Annotated in this window: 26 protein-coding genes; 11 read left to right on the top strand and 15 right to left on the bottom strand. The window is 40.1% G+C overall.

All coding sequences use genetic code 11. The features are described 5' to 3' along the window. Positions 1-14: 14 nt before the first annotated feature. The 6 genes from MHN79_RS09095 to MHN79_RS09070 form a co-directional block, all read right to left on the bottom strand. Positions 15-1,265 carry a nucleotide sugar dehydrogenase gene (locus MHN79_RS09095; protein WP_239172625.1) on the bottom strand — a complete coding sequence of 417 codons (1,251 nt, stop codon included), beginning with the start codon at positions 1,263-1,265 and terminating at the stop codon, positions 15-17. After that, complete coding sequence (locus tag MHN79_RS09090) at positions 1,252-2,283, bottom strand: NAD-dependent epimerase/dehydratase family protein (RefSeq protein WP_239172624.1); 1,032 nt, start codon at positions 2,281-2,283, stop codon at positions 1,252-1,254. The genes MHN79_RS09095 and MHN79_RS09090 overlap by 14 nt, the downstream gene beginning before the upstream one ends. Next, entirely contained in the window at positions 2,270-3,388 is a 1,119-nt protein-coding gene (locus tag MHN79_RS09085) for a DegT/DnrJ/EryC1/StrS family aminotransferase (protein WP_239172623.1), read from the bottom strand. The genes MHN79_RS09090 and MHN79_RS09085 overlap by 14 nt, the downstream gene beginning before the upstream one ends. A 3-nt stretch (positions 3,389-3,391) precedes the next feature. After that, entirely contained in the window at positions 3,392-3,859 is a 468-nt protein-coding gene (locus MHN79_RS09080) for an acyltransferase (RefSeq protein WP_239172622.1), read from the bottom strand. Then, positions 3,852-4,916, bottom strand: a complete 1,065-nt coding sequence (locus MHN79_RS09075) for a Gfo/Idh/MocA family oxidoreductase (protein ID WP_160931706.1) — start codon at positions 4,914-4,916, stop codon at positions 3,852-3,854. Before MHN79_RS09075 ends, MHN79_RS09080 begins: the two co-directional genes overlap by 8 nt. A gap of 109 nt (positions 4,917-5,025) precedes the next feature. Beyond that, entirely contained in the window at positions 5,026-6,090 is a 1,065-nt protein-coding gene (locus MHN79_RS09070; RefSeq protein WP_239172621.1) for a Wzz/FepE/Etk N-terminal domain-containing protein, read from the bottom strand. Between the two features lie 270 nt (positions 6,091-6,360). On the opposite strand from MHN79_RS09070, the gene rfaD reads away from it, so the two are divergent. Genes rfaD through waaA form a run of 8 tightly spaced genes read left to right on the top strand, consistent with a single transcriptional unit; the run spans position 6,361 to position 14,380 of the window. Continuing rightward, the gene (gene rfaD, locus MHN79_RS09065; protein WP_239172620.1) at positions 6,361-7,299 is read left to right on the top strand and encodes an ADP-glyceromanno-heptose 6-epimerase; all 939 of its coding nucleotides are present in this window, start codon (positions 6,361-6,363) and stop codon (positions 7,297-7,299) included. A 30-nt stretch (positions 7,300-7,329) separates the two neighbouring features. Continuing rightward, the gene (locus tag MHN79_RS09060) at positions 7,330-8,475 is read left to right on the top strand and encodes a glycosyltransferase family 4 protein (protein WP_239172619.1); all 1,146 of its coding nucleotides are present in this window, start codon (positions 7,330-7,332) and stop codon (positions 8,473-8,475) included. Continuing rightward, positions 8,444-9,700: an O-antigen ligase family protein gene (locus MHN79_RS09055; RefSeq protein WP_239172618.1), complete on the top strand. Its 1,257-nt coding sequence runs from the start codon at positions 8,444-8,446 to the stop codon at positions 9,698-9,700. The genes MHN79_RS09060 and MHN79_RS09055 overlap by 32 nt, the downstream gene beginning before the upstream one ends. Next, a complete protein-coding gene (locus tag MHN79_RS09050) occupies positions 9,675-10,229 on the top strand; it encodes an acyltransferase (protein ID WP_160931715.1) in 555 nt (184 codons plus the stop codon). Before MHN79_RS09055 ends, MHN79_RS09050 begins: the two co-directional genes overlap by 26 nt. A gap of 18 nt (positions 10,230-10,247) precedes the next feature. Further along, complete coding sequence (waaF, locus tag MHN79_RS09045; protein ID WP_239172617.1) at positions 10,248-11,285, top strand: lipopolysaccharide heptosyltransferase II; 1,038 nt, start codon at positions 10,248-10,250, stop codon at positions 11,283-11,285. After that, a complete protein-coding gene (locus tag MHN79_RS09040; RefSeq protein ID WP_239172616.1) occupies positions 11,282-12,298 on the top strand; it encodes a glycosyltransferase family 9 protein in 1,017 nt (338 codons plus the stop codon). The genes waaF and MHN79_RS09040 overlap by 4 nt, the downstream gene beginning before the upstream one ends. A gap of 37 nt (positions 12,299-12,335) precedes the next feature. Next, the gene (locus MHN79_RS09035; RefSeq protein ID WP_239172615.1) at positions 12,336-13,124 is read left to right on the top strand and encodes a glycosyltransferase; all 789 of its coding nucleotides are present in this window, start codon (positions 12,336-12,338) and stop codon (positions 13,122-13,124) included. Then, on the top strand, positions 13,121-14,380 hold the full coding sequence (gene waaA / locus MHN79_RS09030; RefSeq protein ID WP_239172614.1) for a lipid IV(A) 3-deoxy-D-manno-octulosonic acid transferase: 1,260 nt from the start codon (positions 13,121-13,123) through the stop codon (positions 14,378-14,380). Before MHN79_RS09035 ends, waaA begins: the two co-directional genes overlap by 4 nt. A gap of 13 nt (positions 14,381-14,393) precedes the next feature. On the opposite strand, the gene MHN79_RS09025 is transcribed toward waaA, so the two are convergent. From MHN79_RS09025 to MHN79_RS09015, 3 genes are all read right to left on the bottom strand, one after another. After that, a complete protein-coding gene (locus MHN79_RS09025; protein ID WP_239172613.1) occupies positions 14,394-15,269 on the bottom strand; it encodes a hypothetical protein in 876 nt (291 codons plus the stop codon). Positions 15,270-15,358: 89 nt separating this feature from the next. Further along, a complete protein-coding gene (locus MHN79_RS09020) occupies positions 15,359-16,069 on the bottom strand; it encodes a 3-deoxy-D-manno-octulosonic acid kinase (protein WP_239172612.1) in 711 nt (236 codons plus the stop codon). Positions 16,070-16,098: 29 nt separating this feature from the next. Continuing rightward, entirely contained in the window at positions 16,099-16,842 is a 744-nt protein-coding gene (locus MHN79_RS09015; RefSeq protein WP_239172611.1) for a glycosyltransferase family 25 protein, read from the bottom strand. Positions 16,843-16,978: 136 nt separating this feature from the next. On the opposite strand from MHN79_RS09015, the gene MHN79_RS09010 reads away from it, so the two are divergent. Further along, positions 16,979-18,061 carry a glycosyltransferase family 9 protein gene (locus MHN79_RS09010; protein WP_239172610.1) on the top strand — a complete coding sequence of 361 codons (1,083 nt, stop codon included), beginning with the start codon at positions 16,979-16,981 and terminating at the stop codon, positions 18,059-18,061. Between the two features lie 9 nt (positions 18,062-18,070). Continuing rightward, positions 18,071-18,856 (top strand): glycosyltransferase family 2 protein, encoded by a 786-nt coding sequence (locus MHN79_RS09005; RefSeq protein ID WP_239172609.1) that lies wholly within the window; start codon positions 18,071-18,073, stop codon positions 18,854-18,856. 48 nt (positions 18,857-18,904) lie between these two features. Here MHN79_RS09005 and MHN79_RS09000 read toward each other — a convergent pair whose 3' ends face one another. Then, on the bottom strand, positions 18,905-19,939 hold the full coding sequence (locus MHN79_RS09000; protein ID WP_239172608.1) for a glycosyltransferase family 9 protein: 1,035 nt from the start codon (positions 19,937-19,939) through the stop codon (positions 18,905-18,907). 110 nt (positions 19,940-20,049) lie between these two features. On the opposite strand from MHN79_RS09000, the gene coaD reads away from it, so the two are divergent. Then, positions 20,050-20,544: a pantetheine-phosphate adenylyltransferase gene (gene coaD / locus MHN79_RS08995; RefSeq protein WP_114786019.1), complete on the top strand. Its 495-nt coding sequence runs from the start codon at positions 20,050-20,052 to the stop codon at positions 20,542-20,544. Positions 20,545-20,568: 24 nt separating this feature from the next. Here the strand turns inward: coaD and mutM are convergent, their stop codons facing one another. The 5 genes from mutM to radC form a co-directional block, all read right to left on the bottom strand. Beyond that, positions 20,569-21,375: a bifunctional DNA-formamidopyrimidine glycosylase/DNA-(apurinic or apyrimidinic site) lyase gene (gene mutM / locus MHN79_RS08990; protein ID WP_239172607.1), complete on the bottom strand. Its 807-nt coding sequence runs from the start codon at positions 21,373-21,375 to the stop codon at positions 20,569-20,571. A 33-nt stretch (positions 21,376-21,408) separates the two neighbouring features. Continuing rightward, positions 21,409-21,894: a hypothetical protein gene (locus MHN79_RS08985; protein ID WP_239172606.1), complete on the bottom strand. Its 486-nt coding sequence runs from the start codon at positions 21,892-21,894 to the stop codon at positions 21,409-21,411. 184 nt (positions 21,895-22,078) lie between these two features. After that, positions 22,079-22,249 (bottom strand): 50S ribosomal protein L33, encoded by a 171-nt coding sequence (gene rpmG / locus MHN79_RS08980; RefSeq protein WP_004410866.1) that lies wholly within the window; start codon positions 22,247-22,249, stop codon positions 22,079-22,081. A 13-nt stretch (positions 22,250-22,262) separates the two neighbouring features. Then, entirely contained in the window at positions 22,263-22,499 is a 237-nt protein-coding gene (gene rpmB / locus MHN79_RS08975; RefSeq protein ID WP_006881432.1) for a 50S ribosomal protein L28, read from the bottom strand. Positions 22,500-22,775: 276 nt separating this feature from the next. Further along, positions 22,776-23,441: a DNA repair protein RadC gene (radC, locus tag MHN79_RS08970; RefSeq protein WP_202408670.1), complete on the bottom strand. Its 666-nt coding sequence runs from the start codon at positions 23,439-23,441 to the stop codon at positions 22,776-22,778. Between the last annotated feature and the right edge of the window lie 30 nt (positions 23,442-23,471).

The raw sequence follows: 23,471 nt of genomic DNA, 5'->3' as shown, positions 1-23,471 counted from the left end.
AGCATTCCTAAATCTTATAATCTACCATCGCTACTCTCTAGAAAAGACTTAATATCATAAGTAATTTGACCATCATTTAGTGGTTTAAAATCCCTATACTCATCATGAGCTACTGCCATTACTACAGCCTGATATTTGACATTTTTTATTTCATCTACCAAATTAATATTATATTCTCTTTTTACTTCATCTTTATCTGCCCAAGGGTCCGAAACGTCAACATTACAACCAAACTCTTCTAGCTCTTTAATGATATCGATTACCTTAGAGTTTCTAATATCAGGGCAGTTTTCTTTAAAAGTCATACCTAGAATTAAAACATTTGACTTATCTATTTGATAACCATGCTTTATCATCAGTTTAATCACTTGATTTGCTACATAAACACCCATATTGTCATTCAGTTTTCGCCCAGACAAAATGATTTCAGGATTATATCCTACCTGCTGAGCTTTATGAGTAAGGTAATAGGGATCGACACCAATACAATGCCCACCAACTAATCCAGGTTTAAATGGTAAAAAGTTCCACTTCGTCCCTGCAGCTTTTAGAACATCTCTGGTGTCTATACCTAACCTATTGAATATAATTGCCAACTCATTTACAAAAGCTATATTAATATCTCTCTGGGAGTTTTCAATAACTTTAGCTGCTTCTGCGACTTTAATAGATGGTGCTAAATGAGTACCTGCAGTTATAATACTTCTATATAGTTCATCTATATAGACTCCAATCTCAGGCGTACTACCAGAGGTTATTTTTAATATTTTTGTAACTGTGTGCTCTTTATCACCTGGATTAATTCTTTCAGGAGAATAGCCACAAAAGAAATCAGTGTTAAATTTTAATCCACTATATTTTTCTATAATAGGTACACAATCCTCTTCAGTTGCACCTGGATAGACTGTTGATTCGTATATTACAATATTACCTTTATTTAAAACTTTACCAACATCTCTACTCGCATTTATCAGAGGCTCTAGATATGGCTGATTGTTTTTGTCAATTGGCGTAGGTACTGTGACAATATATATATCACAGCTACTTATTTCATCCAAAACATGAGTAAAAACAATATTATTTGATATCGCTTCATTAACTTGTACGGACTCTAACTCGAGTGTGCAGTCAATACCATTTCGAAGTTGTTCAATTCTATTCTTATCGATATCGTAACCAATAACATCGTACTTAAAACTAAATGCATGGGCTAATGGTAAGCCGACATAGCCTAGCCCGATTATACATATTCTATTGCTTTTCATAATATGTCTCAGAAAGGTTGCCTACATACCAGTCAATAGACTCTATTAACCCTTGTTCCAAGTTATGAGTAGGCATATATCCCAATAGTTCTTTGGCCTTATCAATATTAGCATTGGAATGCCGAATATCACCTTGCCTAAAATCTTTATATATCAGTTCAGACTGAGAAGTATTCAGATGGCTTCTGATCGAAGAATATAAGTTATTTAGCGTCTCTCTTCCACCAGCTGCAATATTAAAAGATTGTGACATGGCTTTAGGGTTCTTCGTAGTGCCTGCCAAGATATTAGCCTGAACTACATTGTCTATATAGGTAAAATCACGACTTGTTTCTCCATCACCATAAATAAAGACAGGCTGGTTTTTTATCATTGATGCTATCCATTTGGGCATAACAGCAGCATATGCACCAAGCGCAGACTGTCTTTTTCCAAATACGTTAAAATACCTTAGACCAATGGACTCAAAACGATACGATTTGTAGAAAACATCCATATAAAGTTCATTAACGTACTTAGTCACTGCATATGGAGACAGTAAACGACCAATGTTCTTCTCTAACTTAGGCAGCTCTTGACTATCACCATAAACAGAGGAACTAGAAGCAAACACAAACCTACCGACGTCATTATCCTTCGCTGCAGTTAACATATTTAAAAAACCGCTAACATTGGCAGCATTTGAATCCACTGGACGTTCTAATGAGCGAGGAACAGATCCCAAGGCAGCTTGATGCAGGACGACATCAACCCCCCTAGTGACCTGAGCACAAACCTCATAATCTGTAATGTCGCCCTCAATAAACTCAAACTTCCTCCATTGTTCAAGAGAAACAGTTCTTTTTATTTGCTCAAGGTTGTGCTGATAACCAGTAGAAAAATTATCAAGTCCAATGACTTTTTGGTTTAACTTCAAAAGTTCTTCAACAAGATTGGAACCAATAAAACCCGCGCATCCTGTGACCAACCATATTTTAGGGTCTAATATTAATTTTTTCCGAATCTCAAAGTAAATCATTTTTTTTCCTATTGTAAAAACTCTTAATGGAATTAGCCACTTTTTCAATTTCTTCGAGAGTTAAATGTTCACCAATAGGAAGACTTAGAATAAATTTATCATTTTTATTAGCATTAAATGATTCATCAAATTGATTTAGATACTTATATGCTGATAATTTAGGCAATGATATCGGATAATGTATGCCTGTTTGAATACCATCTTCTATCAAATGTTTATTTAAAGATTCTCTGTTCCCAGCTCTTATTACAAATAGATGATAAACTTGCATAGCCCATATCTCTCGCTTGGGTAGGAATATTCCATCTATATCTTTTAAGCTTTCCAAATAATAGTTTGCAACTTCAATCCTTTTATTTGTCCAATCATTTAAATGTTTAAGCTTGACTGATAGAATAGCAGCCTGAATTCCATCCAATCGAGAGTTACGTCCTTCAAAATCATGTTCATACTTTTTTATACGTCCATGATTTGCAATCATCCTACACTTATTAGCTAACTCTTTATCGTTGGTCGTAATAGCACCACCATCACCATATGCCCCTAGGTTTTTTCCCGGATAAAAACTAAACGTACCCACATCACCTATTGAGCCAACATCTCTGCCTTTATACTTTGCTCCATGAGCCTGTGCACAATCTTCGATAACTCTCAAATCATGTTTTTCAGCCAAGTCTAGTAAACCATCCATATCACATGGGTGGCCATATAAATGCACGGCCATGACGGCCTTAGTTTTAGGGGTGATTTTAGATTCCAGACTGGTCAAGCATATTGTATAGTTTTCATCGTCACAATCGCAAAATACTACCTTATGACCAGATCTAGTGACTGCTTCTGATGATGCGATAAAACTATTAGCTGGGACAATAATTTCACTGCCACAAGGAAAAGCCAGTGCCTCAATAGCAATCTCCAACGCGTCTGTACCATTGCCGACGCCTACACAGTATTTTGCAGATTGATACTCTGCAAACTCTTTCTCGAATAAATCTACATATTTACCACCAACGAAGGCAGCGTCCGCCACGACATTACTAATTGCATTATCAATTTCTTTTTTCAAAGAATCATATTGAGCTTGCAAATCTAAAAACTTAACCATTGACTATAATCCCCTAATTTTCTTTGCTGGATTCCCAACATAAACTCCTGGTTCATTTATGTCTTTTGTCACGACTGCACCAGCCCCAATAACAACATTGCTACATATTCTAACCGGAAGAATTGTTGCATTTGATCCAACTGAAACTTTATTTTCTATCTTGGTTTCTAACCAAAAATCTTTATTACCATTTGCTGGGAAACCTTGAGAGAAAAGGTCATTTATAAACATAACGCCATGCCCAATAAACACATCGTCACCTATATTGACCAATTCACAAATAAAACTGTGGGACTGTATTTTACAGTTTTCACCAATCACAACACCTTTTTGAATCTCTACAAATGGGCCTACAAAAGTATTATTACCGATAGAGCAACCGTATATGTTGGAAGGTTTTATGACCCTAACATTACAGCCAAACGAAACATCCTTAATTCTCGATTTATCTAGTTTCGGCCTATTATTCATTTGATATACCTAGCTTGCACTTTTCTGGTTTGAAGCGTAAATATACTTCTTTACCGGTTTCGATTGATTCATAAATTGCAGATATAAGCTCTAGGCTTCTTCTTCCTTCAAGACCATCAACAAGCTGAACTTTGTTATTAATCACACTATCAACAACATGTTCATAATATGCTTTATGCCCAAAACCATATACATTGGGGGGATTTACTGAATACTTCTCCATCACCTCTTTATCTCCATCTTCGGGTAATGTGAAATTCCAGTGCAACATTTTGTTTACCGCAAACCCACCAATTTCTACAGTTCCAGTTTCCCCTAAAATCGATATCGAGCCCTCTAGATCTTTTGGTCTAACTGCTGTAGTAGCCTCTATAATCCCAAGAGCTCCATTTTTAAATTTAAGTGTAACAATTGCTGTATCTTCTGCTTCAATATCTACCAGTGCGGTCGTACTTTTTGCAAAAACAGACTCTACGTCTCCCATCATCCACTCGAGGAGATCAACATGATGGCTTGCTTGATTGGTCAGGACCCCGCCATCCATATCCCAACGCCCTCTCCACCATGCTTGATCATAATAATCTTGACTCCTAGACCATCTTACTCTAATCGTACCCAGCACCAGTTTGCCAAACCTTTTTTTATCAATAGCTTCTCTCAGTTTCACTACCGGTACATTAAATCTGTTCTGCTTAACAACAAAGAGTTTACAGCCGTTTTGATCGCATGCTCTAATCATGTCATCTGCTTCTATCAGAGTTAAAGCAATTGGCTTTTCTACCACAATTGGCTTACCATACTTGGCCAAGTTGATTACATGTCTGGCGTGATTTCCACTTTCAGTTAACACTGACACAACATCGATATCTTCTTTTTGCATCATTTCATCCATATCGGTGAAATAGGGAACGTTAAATCGTTCTGCTATTGCTTTAGCTTTTGCTTCGTCAATGTCGCAAACTGCTGATAAAGTCGCGTTGCTTATATTGTTATAACCTAATAGCTCGCTATGTCTTATAGCAATTCTTCCACATCCTACTAGTGCAAATTTCAACATTAAATTAACCCTTTAATCACAAAATTTTCACCAACAAAATATAACAGTGTCAATGAGTGGAATATTTCATTCATGAATTTTTCTGTTTAAAATAAATAATTTTTTTGTCTTAACGCAAAAAAATAAATCGCGCCAATACAACAACAATTCCTACAAAAAGTCCCATAGTAAAACCCAACATTATTTGAATCCTGAATCTATCTAGATTGTCATTTTCCATCGGCTCTACAGGTTCGATAATGAAGTGATAGGTTTGAAAAGTAATATCTTGATTAACTGGTTCACTCTTTAGGGTATCAAGCATAGCGTTGACAACGCTCAACCTAGGTTCAAAAATTTCAATATCTTTGATTTCATTCAGAGCCTTCAGCTTGGCATCCAGAATTTGAGTACCTACCTGAAAATCAAATAGGGTATTTCCCTTATCAAGATTTTTAATTGGATTGATGACAGCTGCATTACTGGCAACTTTATGAGCAAGTTTTATTCTGATCAGTTCACTATTCAGTTTGTTTTTTGCTTGGCTTACAAGTACTTTTTTCTCCTTTGCTAGTTCCATAACTCGCGATGCAACTATAGCTTTCAAGTTACCTAATGCCTGGTTGGATACGGTTTTAGTAACAAAGTTTATGTATTCATTTAGTACTTGAAAACTTTTTTGCTTGGTATCGCTTCGAAATCTGAGTAGATAGATATCTTTTTTTCGCTTATTCACTGGCTCGGCAGCTAAATAATTCAATACTATTGACTTGTCCGAAAAATCATAATTTTCAATGAATTTTAACTTATTTGATTGGGAGTTAAATGATGCGATAAAAGATTTAAAAAGGGTTTCTTTATCGATAACCATATCTATATCACGGATCATTCGAACCCCATTTGGTTGACTAGACTGCTCAAAAAATGCTTTGTACCTGTTAACTTCAAGCAAAAACGCGGATAAATCTTTATCTTGAGCCTGATTAACCTTAGCTGTCGTGGTCCATGTAACAGTCTGACTATTGGCGTATATAAATGCACCTATTGTTGATAATGCTACTACCGTGATTACGAGCCACTTCTCTCTCCATAGTTGTTTGAAAAACTCCACAAGATCAATATCACCAGACCGTTCAGAAGTTCTATAGATTTCCTCTGAAATATTGGAATATGATAAGGATTCTTTCCTTTCCATTTTTACAAATCCTTTTTGAATGCTTCGAGTAACATCAAACCGACTTGTGCAGACTAAAACTACTAAAACACAAGCACGATATGAAACTACTTTTATCACATACTACTCTAAGTTACGAACTAGAACACCTTGCAATTATGTTTGATGTCTTCATGTGAGAGGTAGATTATATTTGTCGATGAATGATCGTATAACAGGTAGCTTCAACACCTAGGATAGGGCAATCTTTACTGATATAATCGCAATGAACCATCTTTGAGGAAGTAAAATATGTTCATCGTAACTGGCGGCGCTGGCATGATTGGCAGTAACATCATAAAAGCACTTAATGAACAAGGAGTTAACGACATACTAGTCGTTGACAACCTTAAAAATGGAAAAAAGTTTCAAAATCTGGTCGACCTTGATATTGCTGATTACATGGATCGTGATGACTTCTTAGCCCAAGTTATGGCCGGCGATGACTTCGGCCCCATCGAAGCTATTTTCCACGAAGGCGCATGCTCTGCCACTACAGAGTGGGACGGCAAATACATGATGCTTAACAATTATGAATATTCAAAAGAACTGCTTCATTATTGCCTTGAGCGTGAAATCCCCTTTTTATACGCATCTTCTGCTGCTACCTATGGTGAAACAGATAAATTCATAGAAGAAAAAAAATATGAAGGTGCGCTTAACGTCTACGGCTATTCTAAACAGCTATTTGATAATTATGTTCGTCGTATTTGGCAGGATGCGGAAAAGCACGGAGAGAAACTATCTCAAATCACAGGCTTTCGCTACTTCAATGTTTATGGCCCTCGAGAGCAGCATAAAGGCTCTATGGCTTCCGTAGCCTTCCACTTAAATAATCAAATGAACGCAGGTGAAAATCCGAAATTGTTTGCAGGCAGCGAAAGCTTCAAACGTGATTTCGTTTATGTAGGTGACGTTGCAGCTGTTAACCTTTGGTTTATGACAAGTGGCGTTTCAGGCATTTTCAATTTAGGCTCTGGTAACGCTGAGTCGTTTGAAGAAGTCGCCAAAGCAGTAATCAAATACCACGGAAAAGGCACTATCGAAACTATCCCGTTTCCCGAGCATTTAAAAGGTGCATATCAAGAATATACAGAGGCCGATTTAACTAAACTTCGTTCCGTTGGCTGTAAGTATAGTTTCAAAACAGTTGCAGAAGGTGTTGCTGAGTACATGTCTCTGATAAACTAATGTTCTTTCATTAAGGACGGTAACGTAAGTGTGAGCAAACCCTCAATTTTGCATATTTGTCTTTCTCAAGGTTGGGGAGGACTCGAGATGTATCCAATAAGAATAGGCTCAGAGTTTTTAAAACGTGATTACCAAGTATATGGTTTATGTATAAAAGGGAGTAGAGTAGCCAAAGATATGCAGGAGAATGGCATTGAAACCTTCGAGGTGAATAACAAAAAATCTCTATTCTCACATCAAATCCTCCTGTTGAACCATTGGCTTAAAAAGCGTGACGTTCACATCGTACATAGTCATAAATCCGGAGATGTCTTTGTCTCCGCATTGCTGCATTTACTCTCAAAGCGTTATTCTTTTTTCACTGAGCATATGGGAGTGACCAGACCGAAAAAAGACCTCTTTCATCAGTGGGTTTACTCTCATTTATATCGAGTTTTCTCGATCAGTAACGAAACCTATCGTCGCAACCTAAAAGCTCTACCTGTTGAGGCAAATAAGATCAACCAACTGTGGTTAGGGACTGATGTGCCTTTGCAATCATCGTTATCCACATTTGATATCCCCAAGATAAAGAGTGAACTTAACATTCCTGAAGATAGTATTGTAATTGGCAATGTGGGGAGAATTTGTGTAGGAAAGGGGCAAGCTGAACTACTTGAAGCCTTTTCTAGGATCAGCGCTATTTTTCCCAATAGCCATCTCTTGCTCGTTGGTGGAATGGATGCATCAGAAGGGTCTGAAAACAGTTTTGTTGCATCTATCAAAGAGAGAATTAAAGACCTTAATCTCAATAACCGTGTCCACCTAGCTGGATTTAGAAAAGATACTGCACGCATGCTTAGCGTTATGGATATCGTATGCTTACCGAACCATAACGAAGCTTTTGGCCTTACGGCTATTGAAGCTATGGCGGCTAAAAAGGCCATCGTCGGTGCAAACACAGGCTCTCTACCAGAGGTCTTGGGGAACGCAGCGCTACTTTGTAATCCTTTTGACCCCAATAATATTTCACAAGAAATTGAAAAATACCTGACATTACCAGACTTAATACAGAGAAAATCCACTTTAGCATATCAAAGAGCTCTCGAGCTATTTTCTATGGATAAGCACGTTACCAACCTAGAAACTCATTACACTGAAGAATATGAACTTACAAAATTTCAAAGTAAGCAATGAAAAAATAGCAGCTTTGTCTGCATTTTTAGTTTTAAGTTTACTACTAATAACTAAAAATTTCTCTGTCGCTATTGTCTGCTTATTATTGCTAGTGTCAATTTATTCTATTATAAAAGAAAGAAACAACATAAAATGGGATAAACAGGACACTCTTGTTGTTATATGTTTAAGTGCATATTTGTTGTCAAATGTTCCTTTGTTTGTTATTGATGATTGGAATTTCAGATACTTTAAAGGGGCATCTCGTATTATATTATGTATTCCTATATATATTTTTTTAAAACATTGTATTTCAATAAAAAAAAATTATGCTTCGACCGTAATTTGGGGGGCGACAGTAGGGTCTTTAGGCGCGTTTCTAATCGCATCCTATCAGTTTTTCATTGAAGAAGTAGGAAGAGCTGGAGGTTTTCTTTTTAGTATAAACTTTGGTTACTTGGCCAGTCTATTAGCCGTTTTATGTATCGCGCTATTGAAACTAAAGAGACATCGTTGGCTCTTAATTTTAAGTATAATTCTCGCATCTTCAGCCACTCTAATGACATTGACAAGGGGAGCTATTATTGTCATCCCAATAGCGCTCCTTTTGTATTTTATTTTTGAGTATAAGGCTCTGGGCTTGAGAAAAATCACTATCATCGTAGTTACATGCTTATCTGCATTGACGCTCATATATCATAGCTCAACTAGTTTCCAGAATAGAATAAGTTTTACCATTAAAGAAGCTCACAATATTCTAACCGGACATGTATCATCTGCTGTATCATCTGGAGGGAGATTAATGCTTTGGAAAGCCTCTGTAGAGGCCATAAAAGTTAGCCCTATAACCGGACTTACATATTCTGAGCGAGAAAGCTTAAATAAAGAGCTATATAAAAAAGGTATCGTTAATAGTTGGACTGCAACCGTTCAAAGGGGGCATGCCCACAGTCAATACTTTGAACAATTAGCATCAGGAGGTATCCTTGGTGTTATTGCACTAGCCTGTATGCTTCTTATTCCACTGATTTATTTCTTCCGACACAGAAATCGGTCCAACGCTGCGTATGTGGGGGTATTTTTCGTCCTTGCCGTTTCTATATGTTGTCTCACTGAAGCCCCCTTACAACAAAACCTTATCAGCACATTCTATGGCTTTATGCTAGCTTTATTTTTTGCTGTAACACAACAAGAAATTAAAAACCATAAAGAGGTGGACAATGGTCAGATTCGCTCTCAGGGTTAGAAATAGATTCAAGATCAGAGGAACTCACGCCATATCTATAGACCCAACAGCAAAACTAAGAGGATGCAAGATTGTAGTAAAAGGGAAAAATAACAGATTGCACATAGGCGCCAACGTCAAGTTAAGAGACTGTGAGCTTGAACTTGATGGAAACAACTGCACCTTGCTTATTGGTGACAGTACTGTGATTGGCCATAACTCTTATATATCTTCACGAGAAACCAATACGGAACTTATCATCGGAGAGGGAAGCATGCTCTCTCGAAATGTGAAGATAATGACAAGCGATGGCCATGATATAATTCGAAATGGCCAGCGAATCAATGCTGCTCGAAGCATACATATCGGTAGTGGTGTCTGGCTTGCAGACAACGTCACAGTATTAAAAGGCGTTAATGTTGGAGGGCACTCTGTTATTGGGATAAATTCAACTGTAACTAAATCCATAGGCGCAAATGTTATTGCTGTCGGCAACCCTGCCAAAGTGGTACACAATGAAGTATCATGGCGAGATGAACTTACTTACTGATTGACTATTATTCCCTAAATGAAATCCCTCATCATTGGCCCATCTTGGGTAGGCGATATGGTTATGTCGCAAAGCTTGTATACTACTTTGAAAGCAAATTACCCAGAAAGCGAGATTGATGTTCTTGCTCCTGCTTGGTGCAAACCAATTTTGCAGCGCATGCCAGAAGTCAACCAAGCAATTGAAATGCCTATTGGGCACGGTGAGTTAAATATTTTAGGCAGGCGTGCCCTTGGACGTTTATTGAGCAAAAACAACTACACTCACGCTTATGTGTTACCAAACTCAGCCAAATCTGCCTTAATTCCTTGGTTTGCAAAGATCCCCAACCGGATAGGTTGGAAAGGTGAGCTCCGCTATGGCCTTTTAACAGATCTTCGCCCAGACAAGCATATTTTTCAGTACATGGTAGAAAGGTATGTTGCATTGGCCTCCAGTAAAGCCGAGATGCAAACTCAAGTATCTTTACACAACAGCCCCAAACCGAAACTACTTGTCGACAGTAACAGCCAAAATTCTGCTTTATTAAGATTAGGTTTAGATAAGTCTCGCCCGATTATAGGACTATGTCCTGGAGCTGAATTTGGACCGGCTAAGCGCTGGCCAGATAAGCACTATGCCACGCTAGCAAAATATCTTATTGGTCAAGGTCAGCAAATTTGGCTATTTGGTTCTGAAAAGGACAAACTAGTCACACAAGCAATCAGATCAGCTCTCACAGCAGAAGAGCAGCAATACTGTTTTGATTTAGCTGGTAAAACATCACTAATTGAAGCCGTTGATTTACTAGCTGCTTGCCATACTGTGGTGTCTAATGATTCTGGGCTAATGCACGTATCTGCAGCTGTAGGCTGTAACATTGTAGCTATTTATGGTTCCAGCTCACCGAAATACACGCCACCTCTGACAACAGAATTAGAAATGGTACATACTGATATCGAGTGTAGGCCATGTTTCAAACGTGAGTGCCCGCTGGGTCATCAGGACTGTCTAAACAAGCTCACACCCGAGCGCGTGATTTCTAAATTAAAACGATTTTTGAGTAACACTGTATGAAACACCTCTGGTTTGAACGAGGCGCGTATGCTTCCAAAAAAGCCCGCCATTATATCGAAACCGAATTCTCTCCCGAAAAAGTCACCAAAATAGCGGTTATCCGCCATGCTGCACTTGGCGACCAAGTTATTGTTCGCCCTTTCTTAATCGAAGCGCGTAAGTTTTTCCCCAACGCCCAAATAACCCTGGTAGGTGTATCTAACTATACCTATGGTATGCCAAACGACTTAGTAGACAAAACACTGGTCATGCCAGGAAGAGACAAAAGATCACAAACCTCATTTAAAGACAAAATTGACAACATAAGACAACTAGGCGAGCAAGATATTATTTTTGATTTAGCCAGCACGAATCGATCACACTGGATGGTAGCTCTCAGTAAAGCAAAAATAAAAATGGGCTTCCCATACAAGCCCTACTTACGCGGTACGTTATTTAATATGGCCGTATTTCGCTCAGACTTTCAGCCTGAAGTTGAGTGCATGTTGGATATGCTCAAATTACTTGGCCATTCACCGCAGCGCCCTCTGGATTTTGGATACCCTGATCACCGATCTCTCAAAGATACTCAAACCCCATTTGTTCTGTATTTTAACGGTGCATCTCAGCTAAGAAAAATTTTATCCAAAAAACAGATGTATGCTGTGCTTGAGCAAGCGATTCAAGAAAACCCAAACCATACCCATGTGTATCTGGAAGGGAAAAACGACTTTGAAAAAGGAGATTTTTTCAAAAAGCTTCTCGAATATCCCAACTTTAAAATTCAAGCTTGCTTACCACTGGAAGAGCTTATTGAATTAACAGCAAAGGCAACATTAATGGTGGCACCTGACACAGGAGTACGAAATGTTGCGATCTCAACTCACACTCCTACGGTTGGCATATTTTATGCGACCGTGCCATTCAGGTACACTCCTTTATATGAGCGTCATACAATCGTTATGAACGCTAATGGAGATATACCTTCAACCGAGCAGATTACATCGGCGATTAAACAATCACTGCAAAGCTAATCCATACTTTCTCGGTTGATATATTGGGAACTATAAAATGAGCAACCTATCAACCTTAATTGCCAATCGTCTGATTCGCTTGACTGGCAATATTTTTAAAATATTGTCATATCCGTTTCATTATCTAATGCCAAATAAACGTTTTACGATCCCAGAACGGTCTGCTGCAAAGGTAAGACTCTCGGGATCTAGGAGGATTCCTAGAGAGATCTGGCAAACCAATTTCACCAATCAAGTAGCGCTTCCTGTTTACCTAAATTATCTTTTCAATCGCTTGCTCAGCTTGAACTGTAATTACAACTATGTAAGTACCGAAGCTCGCGGAGAATACTTAAAAAAGCATGCATCTGAAGAAGTTTACGATGCATACTCTAGACTCACGAATGGAGCAGCTCAAGCTGATTTATGGCGCTTGTTTGTGCTAAACCATAAAGGGGGGGTTTACATGGATATTGATGCAACTCTTGTTTGGCCTTTGGATAAACTTCTTGGTAATCAACATGAATCTTTGTATATAAAAATTGGTAAAAATACTCGATTTACTAACTATTTTCTGGCTTCTTCGCCCAATAACCTAGACCTAGAACGGGCAATTGATCAAGTCGTTTATAATGTGAATCACTATGAGCCTTCTATGGGGGTTTATCATTGCACTGGCCCAACTGTCTTGCACAACCTTCTAATTGATAGGAAAGATATTAATTCGAAAGATAGGAAGTATGTTTGTATTCAAGGCACTTTTACTAACGAGCATTTTCAATATATAGATAAACCACGCGGTAAATGGACCCACATAAATCTCAACGAACTTGTTAAAAAGAAATGATTATTCGAACTCTATACACTGTTTTACTCAGTTTAGCTGCCCCTTTTTTGTTGTATGGATTATTTCGAACAAAGCCAGGAAAGCCAAATGTCGGAAAGAGGTGGAAAGAACACTTTGGATACTCTGCCAAATTAAGTCATGGTAATGAGCCTGTGTGGATTCACGCCTCGTCAGTTGGTGAAATAATCGCTGTTACGCAGTTTATACGCGAGTTTAAGAAGCAAAACCCCAAACAAACTATACTTCTTACTACTACAACCCCAACCGGTGCTAAGCAAGCAGAAAGCCTATCCGAGTTGGTTGAACACAGATACGCTCCAGTTGACCTTCCCTTTGCAATAAAAGGCTTTTTAAAGAGGTTCAATCCCAAAAAACTTTTAATTGTCGAGACCGAGCTGTGGCCGAACTTAATCCACTATACCCACCAGGCAGGAATACCAATTACTATACTTAATGCAAGGCTCTCCGAAAAGTCCTACCTTGGTTACAAGAGAGTTCTTCCTATCTTTAGCTCAATGGCTCAAAAGCTATCTCGAGTTTTATGTCAGTTTGAAGATGACGCCGAGCGATTTATCAAACTGGGAGTTCCAACTGCCAACGTACTGATTACCGGGTCAATAAAGTTTGATATCACCATCACTAATGAGAGTATCTTAGCTAGCAATAAACTTCGAGATACTTTAGGCGGGTCTAGGCCGATTTGGATAGCAGCAAGCACTCATGCTGGTGAAGACGAGTTACTATTATCAGCCCACTCCACAATATTAGAATCCCGCCCAGACACACTCCTAATCGTGGTACCAAGGCATCCCGAACGGTTTGTCGATGTAACCAAACTTTGTGCTGGAAAATTCACCACCATTACACGCAGCAGCGGAGAAAAAGTTTCCTTGAGCACCCAGGTATACGTAGGTGACTCTATGGGTGAAATGATGCTGCTCTTAGGTACGGCTGATATTTGTTTTATGGGGGGAAGCCTCTTAGGAAAGAAAGTAGGAGGCCACAATCTACTTGAACCCGCAGCGCTTGGGCTTCCAACCCTCACAGGCCCAAGTTATTATAATTTTAAAGATGTGACCAACTCCCTTATCGAAATTGGTGGATGCAAAGTAGTCAACAACTCTACAGAAATAGCAACTGCAATTAGTGAAGCACTAAATGATCAAATGCACTTAAAAGAAGCTGGTGAAGCTAGTAAGAAGTTTGTCAAGTTAAACAGTGGTGCAGTTGCGAGAACACTAGCATACATAAGTTAGTAGGGAGGATTCCCTAGGCACCAGTCAATCGTTTATAACGTTTTACAACACTATTTCTGAACTTCTGTACCTTAGTATCTTTTATGACATCTGCTATATCATGCTGCTGAACTTTAAACATCTCTACAGCTTGATCGAAATTTTTCCCCTGAAGTAGCACTTTAGCGAAGAAAGAGGAGATCAATGCATCCCACTGAGGCTTATTACCCCAATAGTGTCGTATCCAATGTTTTGCTTCACAAATGGAGGTTGATTGTAGTGCAAGCGACAAGGAAAACTGCTCAACGAGCCTACGCTCCATTCCATCTTTACACATGGCATCACATGCCACCAAAGCTGATGATAATACCTTCGATGGATCCCTTAACTTAGATATTGCAACAACACCAGCATTCCACATGGCACTATCAAGCGTCATAACAAATTCGCCATAAGTCTTACCTATACCATGGCTTTGCATCTTTTTTCCGGTTCTCCCTAACGGAGCATGAAAATCAAATTCTCGGATATGCATTAGGTTATTGCCACTATCCAGCTCTTCCATCATCTTATCAAGCGACTTATCGGCAATGGTATCAGTATCCAGATACACACAATGACATTCAGGTTTACTGTCAGCAATGGATAATATTGCCTTGATTTTAATCCGCCAAAAGAAATCAACATCACCACGCCAGTACTGTAGAGTATTACTGTCGACTCCAACCACATCGAACCTATCACCCAGCCACTGATAAAATTCAGTTCTATCAGTAACAATAGTAAAATTATAATCTCTATCAGTAGGCATATGTGCCGCTATACTCGTCATCGAGTATACTAACTGACTGTGATACTGTGTTTTTTCTCCAAATGCGAGAAAAATAAACTCTACGGGTGTTTTTTTCATAAGTTCTTCGTCTAAAAATGGGGGACAAAAAGGCGCTAGTAATATGTTGATGTCGAGATGATACTCTAACCCAATCTCTTTGGGTAACATTAAGTCACACTCTCATACCCTTCCAATAACACTTTTAACTCTGCATCATGCCAATGGATTTGATGGCGAGCCACTTCCTTCTTGAAGGAACGCTTAAGTCTATCAAGATTAGCCTGCTTCCACCTATCGCCTGTCTGTTGAAAGCATTTATCAAAGTCAATCAACCACACTTTGTCACTATTGTCTATCAAGATATTGTGAATATTGAGGTCAGTATGGTTAACTTGGGCATGATGCATTTTTCCTATTTCTTGACCAATCTTTTGATACATTGTTGTAGCTAAAGAACCTTCGGCTAGGATAGAAACCAAATCCCGAGCATTTGGTATTTTCTCAGTCAGAAGATCTGCTTTATATGTTAATCCTTTACGAATGGCTCTAGCAGCCAGAGGTTTGGGTACATTTACACCGGCTTTATGTAAACTAGTAAGCAGTGCATACTCTTGATAGCTACGTGTTTTTTCCCAACCAGAAAACCAGTAACTATCAGCAATTAATTTCCCAACCAAGCCTCCTCGGCGGTAGTGCCTTAAAGCTGCTTGTACCGAACGTGTTTGCACAAACCAAGTGGTGCCTCGACCATGCGCTTTACCGATAATATTATTGTTGACCTTCCAGAAGTTATGCTCAAAAACATCTGCAGGATCTTCTACAAGAAGAACGGGGTCGTACCAAATAGTCTCATTGTTAATTGATAGCTTTTTATACAAACTATACCTCAGGCATCAAATATTTTACTTTATTGAAATTTTTCATTGCTCTTATATTGAAGAAAATTTAACGTCATTCTACTAAATCGATAGAAACGATAGAGTTCACGTAGCAACTTAAAATATAGAGGAACTCGAGATTTATCATTGCATCGCCGAATTGTGCTTACCTGATCTGCACCATCGTCTCGAATAGCATAGGGTTGAACACCAGCACATATTAGCCCTGTCCGATAAGACTCGCCTATGTAGTTATCCACCGCACATACCCATCTATTACTATACTTAAGCAGTCTTTTAGCACCACTAGGACTTATACTATAACCACGAGCACCCGAACGATTATCTGCCCACAGTACTATATTTAAATCACCGTAACTATCAATTTGCTTACAGCCTCGTTCTTGTTTTTCAACTCTAAGGTACTCATAGCCTTTTTGGTGTAGTTCTGGAAGACTGGTCAATACCTCACTAAAGTTTTCAGTTGGTATGCCATCATCTTCCAATATCAGAATAGGTTCGTCTATTTCAAGACATTTTTGCCAAAGTTTGTAATGACTAGCATAACACCCTTTTTCACCAGGAGATAAAGGTCTACTTCTAAAAAAAATTCTATGCTTGTCATCTGGTAAATTAACGAGTTCCGGTGGTAATCCTTGATGTCCATCAATAGCGGTAAAAAACTCAAAATCTATACCTATATCATTAAAAGATTGAGATATTTTTTCCCTACGTTCTAGCGATGATGGCAGATTGATTACAAAAACTTTCATATTATCACTTTTCTATTTGTCACTGTTAGATGGATAAATCAAATACCATAAAAGCCATCCGGCAGCACGGAAATAATTTACATTTCATCTACTCATCTGCATAATTTTGATCATCTTTCACCACACACCACATAATATGGCTCTTTTTCTATCTCCGCCCAATTCTCTCTGCATTCTGCGTTTATCTGCCATTGGTGATGTGTGTAACACCGTATCCGCAGTACAGGCGATTCAGAGGCAGTGGCCCAACACTCACATTGTCTGGATTACAGGTCAACTTGAAGCCAAGCTACTTGAAGGAATAAAAGATATAGAAGTTATCGTATTTGATAAAAAGGGCGGCTGGCAAGGATATCAAAAACTATGGCGAGCATTGCAGGGACGCAGGTTTGACGCTCTCTTGCATATGCAATATGCCTTTAGAGCCAGTCTTGCCACTTTGGGTATTAAAGCCACATATAAACTCGGTTTTGACAAGCTAAGAAGTCAAGATTTGCAAACCTGGTTTACTAACATCAAAGTTCCTTCTCCAGATTCGATGCATGTACTCGATGGCTTGCTGGCATTTGGTCATACACTGGGAATTCGTGATATGACACCCTCTTGGTCGCTCGATTATTCTGACCAAGATAAAAAGTGGGCAAGAGACCAGCTTTCAACTGAAAAAAGAAACCTAGTTCTGGTTCCTGCGGCAAGCAAAGCATATAAAAACTGGACGCTGCAAGGCTACTTAGCTTTAATCGAGCATGTTGATCTGCAAGGCTGGCAAATCATCTTGGCAGGAAGCCCAGCCCAAATAGAAGTGGATTTGGCCGCTGAAATTGAAAGCAAAACAAAATCTAAGCTCAATAATCAAGTGGGCCAAAGCTCACTCAAACAAATGCTTGCTCTGATTGACTGCGCTGATTTAGTTATTGCGCCTGACACTGGGCCTGCTCATATGGCCAATGCTGTAAATACCCCAGTGATAGGACTCTATGCTCACCATAACCCAGAGCGAACAGGGCCCTATCAATATCGTCAGTATGTGGTTTCAGTCTATGAAGAAGCCATCTTGGCTGAGACAGGAAAATCTGCAAACAAGCTAAGCTGGCGATCTCGCGTGAAAGATAAAACAGCGATGCAGCGCATCAAGCCACAACAGGTCATTGCCATGTTTGATAATGTCACTAACGAGCTTAACCTGACTAACGAATCGCTCCAAAGTATAAACCAATAAGGTGCCCGTATGAGTAAACCAAGTATTGCGGTCGCCTTGATCGTAAAAAATGAAGCCCAGCATCTGAAAGCCTGTCTTGAAACCGTACATAGCTGGGTTGACGAAATTGTGGTGCTAGACTCTGGTAGCACAGATAATACCGAAGCTATCGCCCGCAGCTTCACCGATAAATTTTTTGTTAATCCCGATTGGCCTGGTTTTGGGCCGCAGCGCCAATTGGCACAATCTCATATAGAATCTGATTACGTCCTGTGGCTTGATGCCGATGAGCGCGTCACGCCAGAACTTAAAAACAGCATCATATCGGCAGTAAGTGCTAACCAACCAGACACCATATACCAAACCGCACGTCTCAGTTGGGTGTTCGGCCGTTATATCCGACACTGTGGCTGGTATCCAGACAAGGTTTTGCGCTTATACCCAACCAAACTCACACGCTACAATGATGCGCTGGTGCATGAAAAAGTCGAAGTATCCAAATCAATGAAGGTGGAAACACTCAAAGGCGACCTGATTCACTTCACGTACAATGATATGAACCATTACCTAGTCAAATCGGCAGGTTATGCCAAAGCATGGGCCGAGCAGAGAGAGAAAAAAGGCAAAAAGAGCAGCATCTTACAAGGTATATTGCATGCTCTTGGCTGCTTTTTGAAAATGTATGTCCTAAAAGCAGGATTTCTTGACGGTAAGCAAGGCTTGCTGCTTTCTTTGCTATCAGCACACTCGACCTTTGTTAAATATGCCGATCTCTGGATTAGAAGCGAAACAGACAAGATGCCAAACACGTTTTAAGTGCATTTTGCTTGGCAGCCAAAGGCAAAAATGGGCGCCTTTGGCCCTTTATTTAACCTTACCGTCTAACCATGGCTGTAGGTCGTTAACAACCGAGCTGATATCAATTCTGGCCATATCTTCCTGACTAGCTTGATCATTTGCTGGTGGTGGACAAAATGCAATGTGATTATTGACAGAGTTAATCGGCTGCCAACGCAGAGGCGTCGCCGAGCGCTTGCTAGGGAAAAAACCCACCGTTGGCACATCAATAGCCGCGGCAATATGCAGTGGCCCTGTAGAACCTGCGATAAACAAGTCAGCGCATGCAATTGCAAGAGAAAAATCGATTAAGCCTTGATTCTTGTCATACACCACACAGCTTCTGCCTTGCTGCTGCACTAGGGTATTCAGCTCTGCCGCTTTTTGCTCTTCGCCAGGACCTGCGGTTAACACCACCTCAAACTCTCCTGACAAGCTACAAATTAACTGGGTGTATTGCGTAAGTGAAAGGTTGTTTGCAGAGCCGCCGCTGCCTGCATGAACAAAAAACCAAGGCTTATGTATACTAATGCCAAGTTGCTGCGCGAGTTTTTGCTTCTGACTATCAATATCTTGGGATGAAAAAGATAAATAAGGCGCCTTAGGTTCAACTATGTCTTTACCGAGATCGGTGAGGAAAGCCCTCACTAAATCAAGATTGTATTCATATTCAGGTTTGGCTGATTGCGAGCGTTTCTGTTTTATACGCTTGTTATAAAAGATTTGTGCTAGCTTGGTAGCAGGCGCCAAACGATACGGAATCTTTGCTTTCCAGACTAATTTGGCATTGTAGGTTGTCGAAAATAGATTGATCGATGCATCAAAGTGTTCCGACTTTAGTATTTCGACCAAAGCTGACCGGGCTTGCTTGGAACCTTTGCTTGTCGGATCAACCAGAACCTCATCAATCCAAGGGCAAAGTTTGGCAAGAGCCACTGTATAGTTGGGAACTAGCGCCGTGATCTGACAATGAGTGAGAGAGTTTTTGAGCATGGCAAAACTTGGCCAAGCCAGCATAAAGTCGCCAATTTTATCGTTTCGGACAACCAGTATTTTTTTCATTACATTTCCAGCGTTCGATCTTTTGTCTCAATGATAACGGCTAAGTTGGGTAAATGTGAGCCTTTTTGTTACCATTAAGCGAGATAAATAAATCCATCGAGTACTTAACAGTGAGTAAAAAGCGTCTCTCCAGAGTGATATACCCAGGAACCTTTGATCCTATTACCAACGGCCACTTAGATTTAATAGAAAGGGCGGCGGATATGTTTGACCAAGTCACGATCGCCGTCGCTGCCAGCCCAAGTAAAAACACCATGTTTACACTTGAAGAGCGCGTTGCTTTTACTCAGCAAGTTACCGAGCATTTGGATAATGTCAGCTCAAAAGGTTTTGCTGGTTTGATGGTCGACTTTGCTAAGCAAGAAAATGCCAACGTTCTGATACGCGGTTTGCGCACCACTGTCGACTTTGAGTATGAATTTGGTTTAACCAATATGTATCGCAGATTAATGCCTGGACTTGAAAGCGTCTTTCTAACACCAGCAGAAGAGCATGCGTTTATCTCCTCTACCATAGTTCGAGAAGTTGCAATTCACGGTGGTGATGTGACTAACTTTGTCCCTGAGATAGTCGCAAAAGCCCTTAAAAGTAAGGCGCACGTATAAATTCAGCGGCAAACGCCGCTGAGATCAGTGCTGGCAGGTGTCACAGAAAAATGTGTTACGTTGACCAATTTTCTGCTCTTGGATGGCCTCAGCGCAGCTCGGACAGGGCTCGCCCGCACGACCATATACTTGTAGCTCTTGAGCAAAGTATCCAGGCTTACCATCAGCTTGAGCAAAATCCTTAAGCGTTGTCCCACCTTGCTTAATCGCGGTATCAAGAACTTGCTTAATTTCTTTGACTAGCCCTAACCATTCATTATCGGTTAATGAGCCAGCAGGTCGAGTTGGATGAATTTGAGCGCTAAACAAGGATTCATTCGCGTATATGTTACCCACACCGACCACTATCTTATTGTCCATGATGAACTGTTTTACGGCCACTCTCTTATTGACAGCTTTAGCCGCAATGTAAGCTGCATCGAACTCATTGGTTAATGGCTCTGGCCCCATGCGATCCAGTACTTGGTGCTCTCCATTTTCTGTCCACAGCCAAGCACCAAAGCGTCTTGGGTCGTTATAGCGCAGCACTTTGCCATTAGTGAGCTTCAAATCTACGTGATCATGCTTGCTTGGTGCGATTTCTGCGTCTAACACACGCAGCGATCCAGACATCCCCAAATGGACAATAGCACTACCTGCATTGGTTTCAATCAGCAAATATTTAGCTCGGCGAGAAATATTACGTATTACTTGGCCTTCGATATTTTTTAGTGCCTTTGGAATATCCCAGCGCAATTTGGGTGTACGAAAGGTCAGTTTGGCAACTGTTTGTCCGATGAGATGTGGTGTGATGCCCAGACGACTCACTTCAACTTCAGGTAACTCAGGCATTATGCTCTTTTATTCCAGATTGGATAAGGTTGGTTAAGGTAACAAATATTCAGGTTCAACTGAAATCGCGATCCATTGATCTTGCCAGTTTTTTAACAGCCAAAATTTCGGGGCTTGATAGAAAGTGATCCTTTGTGGCTCTTCCTGATCTTGATACCAAACTTCTATAGTGCTGGGTGAGCTGAGTTGAGGTTTAAGGCTATCAAACGTCTGAACGTCGACTCTAGTACCCACCAAGCTTCCCCAGCGCTTGGCTAACTCAGCGGCAGATACGCTACCTTGCCTAGTCATACTCCACTGCCCACCTTGGAACTCTAATGACCAGTTAGAGAAATACAAGGCCCGCAACTCAGATGATGGATCGAGCAAATAAGGGTAATCACCACTCATCACTGCCGAGTCATCTTCTATAAGATAAGTCTTAATAATCGTTGGCAGGTTAAGGATCATAATAAAGGCAATAATGCCCAGAATCATGATGTTATTCCAGCGGCGACGTCTGGATGTAGAAACACGCATGAGTTGAGTTTTCCATTTAAGTGACTGTAATAAAAGGTAGCAGAAAACAGAATGGAGGGAAACGGAGATCAAACACACTGCGCAGGCCAGAGTATATTGATAGCTTTAGAAAAACAAAAAACCCAGCAAATATGCTGGGTTTCTAGTATGAACTTCCGTTAAAGAAGCTGAGAAGAGAAATCAATTACTTGATTTTCGCTTCTTTGTACATAACGTGCTGGCGAACAACTGGATCAAACTTTTTGATCTCAAATTTGCCTGGCATATTACGCTTGTTCTTATCAGTAGTGTAGAAGTGACCAGTACCTGCAGAAGATACTAGACGGATTTTCTCACGTACGCCTTTCTTTGCCATTGCCTATTTCCTCTTAAACGTTTTCGCCGTTTGCGCGAATGTCAGCAAGAACAGCATCAATGCCCTTCTTGTCGATGATACGCATACCTTTAGCAGATAGACGTAGTTTAACAAAACGTTTTTCGCTCTCTACCCAGAAACGATGAGTTTGTAGGTTCGGCAGAAAACGACGCTTAGTAGCATTACGTGCGTGTGAACGGTTGTTACCCGTTACTGGACGCTTACCAGTTACTTGGCATACTCGTGACATGAATGTCTTCTCCAAAATCGTTTCAGCTCGATATCAACCTTGGTGGCCGAACCTCTCTATTTCTCATAGAAGAATTTAGAGGTCTTATACCGTTATGGAAACCCATACAAGGCTATCAAAGGTCGCGCATTATACTAACTTGACTAGCATTGCTCAAGACCCGAACAGATCCTTTTTCAAGGTTTTCGTGATCTTTTTTAGGCAGAGCTGATAATAGTTCAAAAAATGTCGGGGGATTGTAGCAGAATTCACGCAACTCACAACTAGTAATGTGATTTAAATCCATCCACGCTCTGCAAAGGAAACCACCTCTCCGTCGCCAACCACAAAATGATCAAGCACACGAATATCAACTAAAGCCAGTGCATCCCCAATACGACGGGTGATTCGACGGTCAGCTTGACTAGGCTCTGCAACCCCAGAAGGATGATTATGAGCCAGTATCAGTGCAGCAGCATTGTGATCAAGCGCACGTTTGACCACTTCTCTTGGATAAACTGAGGCGCTATCTATAGTCCCTTCAAATAAAACCTCTCCTTTAATCACCCTGTGTTGATTATCCAAAAATAAGATATAGAAAGCTTCACGAGTTTTATCACGCAGCCTGCTTACCAAATACAACTTGGTTTGTTCTGGACTGGTTAACGCTTCTCCGCGAACCAAAGCCTCATGGAGGTAACGTTGCGTCATTTCTAATGCTGCCTGTAATTGAACGTATTTTGCCTCTCCCAAGCCCTTATATTGGCATAGTTCTACTTTATCAGCTGAGAACAAACCGCGCAGCGAACCCATCTCTTTAAGTAGCTTGTCCGCCAATTGCAATACATTCATATCTTTAGTGCCTGTACGCAAAAAGATTGCCAGCAACTCAGCGTCAGTCAGGGATTGTGCTCCTCGCGCAATCAACTTTTCCCTTGGCATGGACTCAGGAGGTAAAAACATAACGAAACCTTAAATTTGAACAACGCCACA

The sequence above is a fragment of the Vibrio sp. Of14-4 genome (assembly GCF_022347625.1).
GTDB lineage: Bacteria > Pseudomonadota > Gammaproteobacteria > Enterobacterales > Vibrionaceae > Vibrio > Vibrio pristinus.
Note: the sequence above shows the minus strand (reverse complement) of the source record. Positions and strands in the feature narration are given on the sequence as shown.